This window comes from Xenorhabdus thuongxuanensis (assembly GCF_001908095.1).
Taxonomy (GTDB): Bacteria; Pseudomonadota; Gammaproteobacteria; order Enterobacterales; family Enterobacteriaceae; genus Xenorhabdus; species Xenorhabdus thuongxuanensis.
In genome coordinates, this window is the sequence record NZ_MKGR01000047.1 from 1 (window position 1) to 9,995 (window position 9,995).

6 protein-coding genes and 3 pseudogenes are annotated in these 9,995 nt (G+C 42.5%); 7 read left to right on the forward strand and 2 right to left on the reverse strand.

Annotation, left to right across the window (positions count from 1 at the left end):
* The first annotated feature begins 194 nt into the window (after positions 1–194).
* On the forward strand, positions 195–4,193 hold the full coding sequence (locus Xentx_RS17360; RefSeq protein WP_074021770.1) for an autotransporter outer membrane beta-barrel domain-containing protein: 3,999 nt from the start codon (positions 195–197) through the stop codon (positions 4,191–4,193).
* Between the two features lie 463 nt (positions 4,194–4,656).
* Here the strand turns inward: Xentx_RS17360 and Xentx_RS20265 are convergent, their stop codons facing one another.
* Together Xentx_RS20265 and Xentx_RS19715 are read right to left on the reverse strand one after the other, a co-directional pair.
* On the reverse strand, positions 4,657–4,815 hold the full coding sequence (locus Xentx_RS20265; protein ID WP_422645862.1) for a transposase: 159 nt from the start codon (positions 4,813–4,815) through the stop codon (positions 4,657–4,659).
* Positions 4,802–5,087, reverse strand: a pseudogene (locus Xentx_RS19715) (IS1-like element transposase); the annotation flags it as partial. The gene Xentx_RS20265 and the pseudogene Xentx_RS19715, both read right to left, overlap by 14 nt.
* A 61-nt stretch (positions 5,088–5,148) precedes the next feature.
* Here Xentx_RS19715 and Xentx_RS20270 point away from each other — a divergent pair.
* From Xentx_RS20270 to Xentx_RS17405, 6 genes and pseudogenes are all read left to right on the forward strand, one after another.
* Positions 5,149–5,250: pseudogene (locus Xentx_RS20270) on the forward strand (IS982 family transposase); the annotation flags it as partial.
* A 315-nt stretch (positions 5,251–5,565) separates the two neighbouring features.
* On the forward strand, positions 5,566–7,080 hold the full coding sequence (locus Xentx_RS17380; protein WP_074021771.1) for a hypothetical protein: 1,515 nt from the start codon (positions 5,566–5,568) through the stop codon (positions 7,078–7,080).
* Between the two features lie 52 nt (positions 7,081–7,132).
* Positions 7,133–7,822: a hypothetical protein gene (locus Xentx_RS17385; protein ID WP_074021772.1), complete on the forward strand. Its 690-nt coding sequence runs from the start codon at positions 7,133–7,135 to the stop codon at positions 7,820–7,822.
* Positions 7,823–7,824: 2 nt separating this feature from the next.
* Positions 7,825–8,247 (forward strand): hypothetical protein, encoded by a 423-nt coding sequence (locus Xentx_RS17390; RefSeq protein ID WP_074021773.1) that lies wholly within the window; start codon positions 7,825–7,827, stop codon positions 8,245–8,247.
* 423 nt (positions 8,248–8,670) lie between these two features.
* Positions 8,671–8,838 (forward strand): hypothetical protein, encoded by a 168-nt coding sequence (locus Xentx_RS19265; protein ID WP_167366783.1) that lies wholly within the window; start codon positions 8,671–8,673, stop codon positions 8,836–8,838.
* Positions 8,839–8,848: 10 nt separating this feature from the next.
* Positions 8,849–9,898: pseudogene (locus Xentx_RS17405) on the forward strand (reverse transcriptase domain-containing protein); the annotation flags it as partial.
* Between the last annotated feature and the right edge of the window lie 97 nt (positions 9,899–9,995).

Below are 9,995 nucleotides of genomic sequence, written 5' to 3' on the forward strand. Positions count from 1 at the left end.
TCTGGCAAGCATGAGTAACCCCGTTCCTCGCGTACGGATGTCCCGATGTATGTGGTTCAAAGCAAGTTGTTGTAATGTAATACGTTCTGGTTCAGACAGTGTGATATTCGATTTCATAAGAACAGGCAATAAGTCATCTGATTACCGATTATAACACCAATGCAGATAGTTTATCTGATCAACTTATAAATAATATGGGCACCATTTCCGATGGTATTTACAATTCTGGTTCGATTACCAACGGTATTCACAATTCAGGCACGATTACTAACGGTATCCACAATTTAGGCACAATTACGGGTAATGTGGCTCTTGGCAAAGACAAACTTTATCTTTCCGGTCCCAAAGCTATTCTGGATGGCGATGTGACTGGAACAAAAGATTCCGTTGTAACTATTGATGGCAATGGAACTAAATTGAGAAATTATACTCATCATATGAAAGTGGATAAAATCACCTTATTAAAGGGAAGCGAATTTTATCTAGGTGATGGAGGACGTATTTCTGGTGATATAACAAATGATGGAATGCTTCATTTCAACCAAGCTGGAAAAGAAACATATAACCATATTATCAGCGGAATAGGCAATATTCACAAAACCGGTATTGGCACAACCATTTTGACAGCAGCAAATACCTTTAGTGGTGAAACAAGCGTTGAATCTGGGACGTTGCAACTAGGCGATAGTGGAACAACAGGAAGCATTGATAAGACATCCAAAGTTACGCTCGGGCGGAACGGAATACTGGCTTTTTCTCATACCAATCCTATTACTGACTTTGCCATTGATATTGATGGAAACGGCTCTATTTCTCAAATGGGTGCTAATGCCCTGACGTTGACCGGTAATATCAAAACCGGCAAGCCAATCACTGTGAAATCAGGATCACTGAGATTCGGTGATGGAGCTAAAATTGGTCAACTTTCTCTTGCGGGGATTAACAATCAAGGGACAGTGATTATTCATGGTGCAAAGGACAGTGTAGCTACATTGGATGGTGAGATTAGTGGGACAGGCGCTCTGGAGATCACAGGTGGCAAGGCGATCGTAACCAGTGACAGTACCTACTCGGGTCAGACTACCATTGGCAATGGTGCAACGTTACAACTCGGTAATGGTGGTATGACTGGAAATCTTGCCAAGAGCGATATTGTAAACAAAGGCACTTTGGCGCTCAATCTGAATGGAACAAGCAACTTTGATGGTGTTATTTCTGGAAATGGTCATCTCGAGAAGATGGGTGCTGGTGTAACGAGGCTAAGTTCGGATTCCTCGGCTTTTACAGGATCAACGCGTGTTGAAAAGGGAACTCTTGTCATTGATGGCCAGCTAGGCACAACAACCTCGACCTTCAATGTTAAAAATGGGGGGAGTGTTAATGGCACAGGCATCATTGGCGGCACGACAACAATCGAAAGCGGCGGTCACCTTACAGGCAAACAAGGCGATACTCTGACATTTAGCAAAGATCTTATTCTCAGTAGCGGCGCCAATGTGGATATTTCGCTTGGGGCAGAGGATGCATCCGCGTCTGCATTATTTAATGTCCGTGGTGATCTGACATTGGCAGGAACGCTTAATGTCACGGATCTTGGTGGGTTAGCAGCAGGTGAATACGATATATTCCATTATGGCGGCTCCTTAACCGATAACGGAATGACGCTCACTGGCGGAAAACCGGACTCACTCTCTCTCGGTACAAATAGAAACCATGAAGTTCATCTCATCAATACTGGCGGTATGCTCCTGAATTACTGGGATGGTAGTGACACCAGTAAACACAACAATAATGCCATTGATGGGGGTGATGGTATTTGGCAGGTCGGTGGAAATGATAACTGGACGTCAAAAACAGGAACTTCCAATGCCAGTTGGAAAAGTACTGACCAGTTTGCCATTTTCTCAGGAACCGCAGGAACGGTGCAGGTAGATAATAGTGGGGGCAATGTCACTGTAAATGGCATGCAGTTTAGCGCTGATGGTTATAAAATCACCGGCAATTCTCTGACCTTAGAAAATGATAAAACAGGCAGTGCTAAAATTCGCGTTGGGACGGGTAATATGTCAACAGCCGGTAGGGTTGCCACGATTGAGTCAAGCCTGACTGGTTCGGCTACACTTGAGACAACGGATGACGGTACGTTGGTTCTGAACGGTAAGAATGATTACACGGGCGGTACGAAAGTAACGCGGGGTGTTCTCCAGGTCGGTGACGGCGGCACTAAAGGGAGTATCACCGGCGATGTGGCCACGGGCAGCAAAGGGACGCTGGCCTTTGACCGTCCCGATGCGGTGGCGTTCGGCGGCAATATCACCGGCGAGGGAAGGCTGGCTCAAAACGGTAAAGGCACGCTGGCACTTACCGGCACAAATACGCATTCGGGCGGCACGGTAATTCGTCATGGCACCTTACAGATCGGTGACGGGCATAACAGTGGAACCCTTGCCGGATTAGTTGAGAGTGAGGCCGGAACGAAACTGGTTTTCAACCGTGCCGATCAAGTGACATTTTCCGGTGCCCTGAAAGGGCAAGGACAATTGGGGCAGGCTGGTAGCGGTACTACCGTTCTGACAGGCGCTAACCACTATACAGGTATAACAGAAGTACACAAGGGAACACTTCACCAAGGAGCAGAAGGGGCTTTCAGTGCCGCTTCGTCATATACAATCGGACAGTATGGTACGCTTGATATAGGTGGGTTTAATGCGACGGTTTCCGCTCTGAATAATAGTGGCACAGTCTTGGTTGGTGGAGATGACAAAGACGTGGGGCGTACACTGGCGATTGCGGGTAACTACAGCGGCAATAACGGTACGGTGAATTTATCGACCGTGTTGGAAGGCGATAATTCAAAAACTGACAGACTTGTGGTGAACGGCAGCACATCCGGCACAACTCATCTCGTTATCAAAAATGTCGGTGGAGCGGGTGCGCCGACGAATGAAGGCATCAAGGTTGTTGATGTGAAAGGCACGTCGGACGGAACTTTCAGTTTGGTTGGTGACTATAGTTATAAGGGAGAGCCCGCCGTTGTGGCCGGCGCCTATGCTTACCGTCTTCATAAGAATGGCATTGATAATTCGGATGGAAACTGGTATCTGCGTTCATCGCTGACCAATCCAAAACCCGAGCCAAAACCCAATTCAGATCCTATACCTCCGGCGCGGCTCTATCATGCTGGTGTTAGCGTTTACGAGGCTTATGGCCGGGTTTTACAGACTCTGAATATGCCTGAGTCTTTGCATGAACGGGTCGACGGGCGTGAGGATAGACTGCGTGGTGTGAAGGGTTTCAGAACCACTACTGACGAGGGTAGCACAAACGATAACAAAAACCCGTTGTCCAATGGCGCATGGGGGCGCATGACAGCCGCTTATGGCAAGTTATCGCCACGTGTTACCACATCTGGTGCTGGGAATATCACTTATAACATGGCGCGTGCTCAAGTTGGCATAGACGGACGCTTTTATGAAAATGACCACGGTTCAGTAGTTGGTGGTGGTTACCTGCAATATTCGAAGATTAATGCAAATGTAGGCTCTGAACATGGTGAAGGTAAAATTCGTGGGAATGGTTACACGATAGGTGCGACAAGTACGTGGTACGGCAATAATGGGTTTTATTTGGATGGCTTAACTCAGCTTACCTACTTTAACAATGATCTGGATTCACAGACCGCGGGTCAGCATCTGGGTAATAGTAAATCCGCACTGGGATATGCATTGGGTCTGGAAACTGGGCGACGGTTTGACTTGACCCCAAAATGGTCACTGACTCCGCAGGCGCAGTTGGCTTATTCTTCCATCGATATGAATGATTTCCATGACACGTTTGGAACCAAAGTCCGTTTTGATCAAAGCAGAAATATGAAATTGCGTATGGGTGCGACGATAGACTACAGCCAAAAGTGGGGAGATGATCAGGGCAAGAATGAAAAAGCCACTAATATTTACGGCCTTTTCAATATCCGTCAGGAAATTTTGGGGCGTAATGACGCTGTTGATGTTGAAAATGTTGCCTTCCACGGAGGAAATGACCGAACTTGGGCTGAGACAGGTGTCGGTGGTTCCTATAATTGGAATGATGGAAATTCTTTCATTTATGGTCAGACTTCGGTCAACACCAGCCTCAATAATTTTGCAGACAGTTATAAGGTGAGTGCAAAAATTGGGCTAAGGATGACATGGTGATTAACCTGAGCTTAATATATGGTCTTCCCCAGTATTGCAAGAGAGCTTTTCAGACAAAAGAACAAGGTAGCTTACGTGTATCCGTACATGAACTCCCGCTTATGTGCAAGATAAGTTCGTTGAATGACGGTCATAACTGCGTTCGTACATTCGGCTTCTGTGTTTGCAGGTTATTTTCTGCTGAGCCATGATGGATATATGCACACCTGCTCCTTATCGGCCTTCAGACCTTTATTCATTCTTGGTCGTCGGATATATCAGATTTTGCAGGTGTCGGTTTGACCGATCTTCCATCTCACTTTTCCTGCGCAATTAGCAAGATCAATACAGCTAAAATAAATTTCATTCCTTTGTGATTATGGTGTCACTCTGAACTTTTCTTCACCCGTTAATATCATTCATGATATTCTGGCAATCTTATTTTCCAGCGCGATAGCCACAATATTTACCGGACGGCGCTGTATTAGTTTTTTATCCACTCACCATAGTTATCATGTCTTCGGTTTATATGGTAAATCACGGCTCTGGCGCCCTGAACCAACAACTTACGGATATAACCATCACCCCGTTTCGTTATGCCAGCGAGTCGGTTTTTTCCACCACTGGAATATTGTAGTGACAGCCCGTGGGTTGAGTTTTTTAAAGCGTGAACGACAACATTAATGCTGATATGTAATACCCGTGCGGTATCACGGATACCGGCATTATTTATGGCGAGATCAACAAGTTGTTCTTTTATGCCTGTCTGGCATGCTTTATAGGCGTATTCAAATTGAAAGGTTCGTTTGCAGGATAAACAACACGGTAACGTTGATGGCTCGCATCGCCTTTACAGTGTTTTTTGACAAATTCAGTCTGTTGACAAAATCGACACTTGATTTCAATGGTTGCCATTTAATTTTCCCGAAAAAATAGCGATTACACACGAGCATCAGCGGATTGAATACATGACCTTTTATTGGAGGTTGCTGCCGGTCTTATTTCTTATACATTCCAGCCTAAAAAACCGAGCTTGAATCTACGGGATAATGAGATCGCTATTTTTAAACAAAGCTGAGGTTAACCATTTAATACATAACTTATATTTTTATGGTGAATTTTATATTTAAAAAAATAACTTTAGCCTAAAAAAATTTTAGGAAAAAACATTTACAACAATAAAGTTATTTTTTAATAAATCACCTATTTTTTTATTATCATCATTTCCTCTGTTTAAATGTTGATTATTAATTTAATTAAGTGTAATGTGTAATTACAAAGCTAAAAAAACCTTTTCTAAAATAGACATTAATTTCCAATTTAAAATGTTGATTATATTTATACGGTATATATTTCATCTGAAATTAATCTAACTCTTTTAAGAGGTGATGTAATGACAACACTTACAATAACTCCTGACAATAATACAAAGGTTATCAAAGGCCAACCATTTAGTGTCAATGTAAAGATAGTTGGTGAAACAGGTATGATTCCGGGTATTACAACAGCTAAAGTGACTAAATCAACGGGAGCGACATTATTAAGTATAATGCCCGGTCTAGTTTCTCAGGGAGTTTTTTCCCAAACTTTAATATTTATGGCTGACAAAAACACTAAAACTTGTAACATCGACTTCACTATTAATACAGAAGATCATCCCAAATTAACAGCTACTTATGACATTGATGATAATCCAGACTTTATACTAGAGACATGTATACTGAGAGGCGCATCGGTTTATTTGTACGACCCAAATCCGATTGGATTAAAGGGCATTGGACCTACTAGTAACAATCCATTTATTTCGGCATCTATCAATCCAACAGTAAGAAAAAGTGGCCCAATTTCAAACTATGAAATTCCGCTTAGAGTAACAGCGCCCCTGCGAATATATATAGAGAGTAGCCATGAGGAAATATTACCTTACCATATAGACAAAGAGAATAGTTATTATTATTATCTGATTAAGAAAACCTCAACCGAGGCCGTGAATCTAAAAATTTATGCAACTCAAGATGTACATAAATTTGTTGAACTTGATGTAGTATTAAATGATGAAGAAGGTGTTCAACAACAAGTCATATTTGTTACGACAGAGCTAACTCAAGAGTCCGACAATCTTTTACCACCAAAGATTGAAGAATCTATGTATTCTTCTACTTTAACTAGGCCAGCGCATACAGATAATTTTACGTTCATGATACCAGCCTACAAAGGTGCCAAAAGAGGTGATTTTATTATTGGTTTTGTGACAGATGACAAAACGAATCTCTTTAAGCAAGAACTTTTCATCGCGCAGATAACAAATAATAACGATGAATTTTATAAATTTGAAGCTCCTTATAGCGACTTGTACTCGGGGGATAATCATATAAGTTATATTGCTCTTCCCGAAACAGGCTTTCCAGCAAGATCCAACCTTCATTTCATAAATTATGATAACGGTGGTATTAATGGCCCGAGTTCTAATGATGAAAACAGAACTCTAGTTGAACCCGAGGTATACGATCAAGACGGGCAATTTATTAGTCTATATGATCCAATTAATCTCTATAGCATCGGTCAGAAAAAAGGCCTTGAAATCAGATTGCCATCTGACCCTAACGATTACGACCATACTATAGCCGCCGGTGATAAGATAACAATTACCGCCTATATTTCACGTTGCATTGATACTCTACCGGAGAAAAATCGTCCGCTGCCGATTACGGTTCTTCCAAATCATATTGTTAATAAGAATGAAATATCCAATGGCTATTTTAAGTTTCAGCTAACTGCTGACAAGTTAATTGGGTATGCTGTTGCAGATGATTACGATGTAGGGCTAATCACAATTGTCTATAGCCGCCTTGCTCCGGCCCAAAAATCGAAACTTTATACCAGAAGCTTTGGTACTGTTGCACTTTAACCAGAATAGATGACTGTTAAGAAATATTATTCTTTATATGGGAAATTCTAATATGTCAGTGAATAATATAATAATGGATGAAGTGCTCATCCCTCCGAGTTTACCACAAAGCCGTAATAATATTATTGATGAATCAGAACTAGATCAAAAAAAACTAGTAGTTATAATCAATAGACATGAAAAATTTCGGGTTGGATATAAAATAATTGTTTATCTGACTTCAGGTATATTCTCAATACCATTTTTCATTACAGACGAAAATATCGATGATTTAACATACCAAATAACTATTCCTTTTTCTGAAATTCCTCTCGGAAGTTATAATGTTTTCTACATTGTTACTGATTTATTATATATGGAGACTAAATCTGGTAGTACTCCTGTCTCAATTAATTACTCAGCCTCTCCGCAGACTCCGCAGACATCTCTTGAAGCTGCTCTAGTGATAACTGGATATGAACCAGTCGGTTATGAATATGAAATCCTAACAATTCAAGTTTACGATAAACAAAAGAATGAATTAATTAAAAATACTGATTTTCAGTATAAATTAATTCAACCAGTTAATATCATTGACGTTCCTGAAATTGGTTCAAATCCTGATACTAGATATTCAATGATTACAAACGAATATGGAGAGTTTAAAATAAATCTAAAAGGCCAAAAATTTGGGCGTTGTATTATACAGGTGACAATTAACAATCTTGTTGGTAATATAAATCATACTATGGGAGAATTTTAACTATGGCAATGCAGACACTTTTATTTCCGGCTATAGAGAATGGTGCACGTGTGTCGTTTTTCTTTCAAAGAGTATCTCCATATTATTATTTCGTACAGTTAAAAGACAGTTCTACTGGAAGGCCTTTCACCACTTGGAATTATCAGTCTCCTGACTATGGAGTTGCTGGTTCATTTGCTTATGATGGAGCACCTGGAAATCTAATATGTACAGTGGATTGCCTACAAAGCCCCCGTCTTGATAATACATGGGCTGAAAACATAATAACACCTAATCCGGAAAGTCCAACTTATGGAACAGTCTATAATGTTGCCTTTAATGATTATAGTGGTCCAATTCAATTCTCTAACTTTTTTATTTCTCTGGTAAGTTGGCCGCCAGTCCCTCCTATGGTTCCCGTCCCACCCCCTCCCATGAATATCTGATGGTGATTACCGTGGAATAATTCTCCACGGTTTCATTCTTATTGAACTAATGAATGCAATTTCTGAGAAAGGCTATAGTAGGCATCTTTCTCGCCAAAGGAAAATGGAGAATGTAATGAGCGGTGCGCTGGGCAAAGCTGCACTATTCTTGCGGGTGAAAGTCCCGTCGTAGAAAGGGAGTTAGCCAGACCACTACGTAGCGAGTCTTGCGTTTCCGGCGGTAACAAAGGAGACGAAGCGTAGACAGCGAAACACTCGAGCCGAAACCAAAAGGTGAACGTGATAGCTCCGAAATACATTTAATCGTGTGTGCCGATAGTTTCGTTCAGCTAGCAGGCAGCAGCATCTGAATGGTCACACTGGCAATCATCCATTCAGCCGCACACACCGGAGCCGCAGGCGTCGGCGAGTTTGTAGAGAACAGTGCGGAACCCAGGAGATCCTGACATTTCTCAATGGAATGAGTATTTCGGGCACAAGTGCCAAACACAAGGCCTGAGAAATGAATATCAGGAAGTCGGAGTCAGCCATAGTAGCGTTGAAGCGGGTAATGACCGTGGAGCGAAGGGCTGGCAGACAGATCGAACGTAAGAGGGCAACAATGTCCGTACACAGCAACGACGGATTATCATGGTTAACTAAACTTGAGCGTATAGGCGAGAAATCAGCAGGTAACAAACAATTAGTGTTCAATAATTTGGGACATCTGTTGAACAGTGACATGCTGAAAGGGCAATTCCGGCGGCTGGACGGGAGTAAAGCTGTGGGTATTGATCGCATGACAAAAGCGGCTTACGGTGAACACCTTGAGGAGAATATTCAAAACCTCATCCAGCGGATACGCAGGGGAACATATCATCCGAAAGCCGCCCGGATCACCGAAATTCCGAAGGAGGACGGCAGTAAGCGACCACTGGCTATTTCGTGCACAGAGGACAAACTTGTCCAGCTTGCGGTCAGTGACATCCTTAACCGGATTTATGAACCGCTGTTTATGCCCTGCACCTACGGTTTTCGGCCGGGACTAAATTGTCATGCGGCATTAAGGGCACTACAACAACAAACCTACAGTAATTGGAATGGTGCGGTAGTGGAAATTGATATCCGAAAGTATTTCAACATGATACCTCATGATGAGCTGATGAATTTACTGCGGAAGAAAATATCAGATCGCCGTTTCCTCAGATTGATCGAGGTCTTAATCACGGCGCCCGTCATAGTGGGTAAAGAAACATCCGGCAATGTGCGCGGATGTCCGCAAGGTTCAATCCTGTCACCCGTGCTCGCCAACATCTACCTGCATCATGTAATAGATGAATGGTTTGGTGAAATCAGCCGTTCACATATTCACGGGCGGGCAGAGATGGTGAGGTATGCCGATGACATGGTATTCACCTTCCAGTATCCCAGCGAAGCCAAACGTTTCTATCAGGTGCTACCGAAAAGACTGAATAAATATGGACTGGAATTACACAGTGACAAATCGCAATTAATTCCTGCGGGTCACATAGCGGCAATGAGAGCCAATCAGTCAGGAAAACGCCTGCCCACGTTTAATTTTCTGGGGTTTACCTGCTATTGGGGGAAAACGCGAAAAGGGCACTGGCGGCTGAAACTCACCAGCCGAAAAGACCGTTTTGCCGCCAAATTGTCATTTTCAGAAGGCGACTGCACAGAATGTCAAAAGTCGACTGCACTTAATTGTTGAAGTAGGATATTGAAGATTCAAGCGTTGACATTATGGGGTG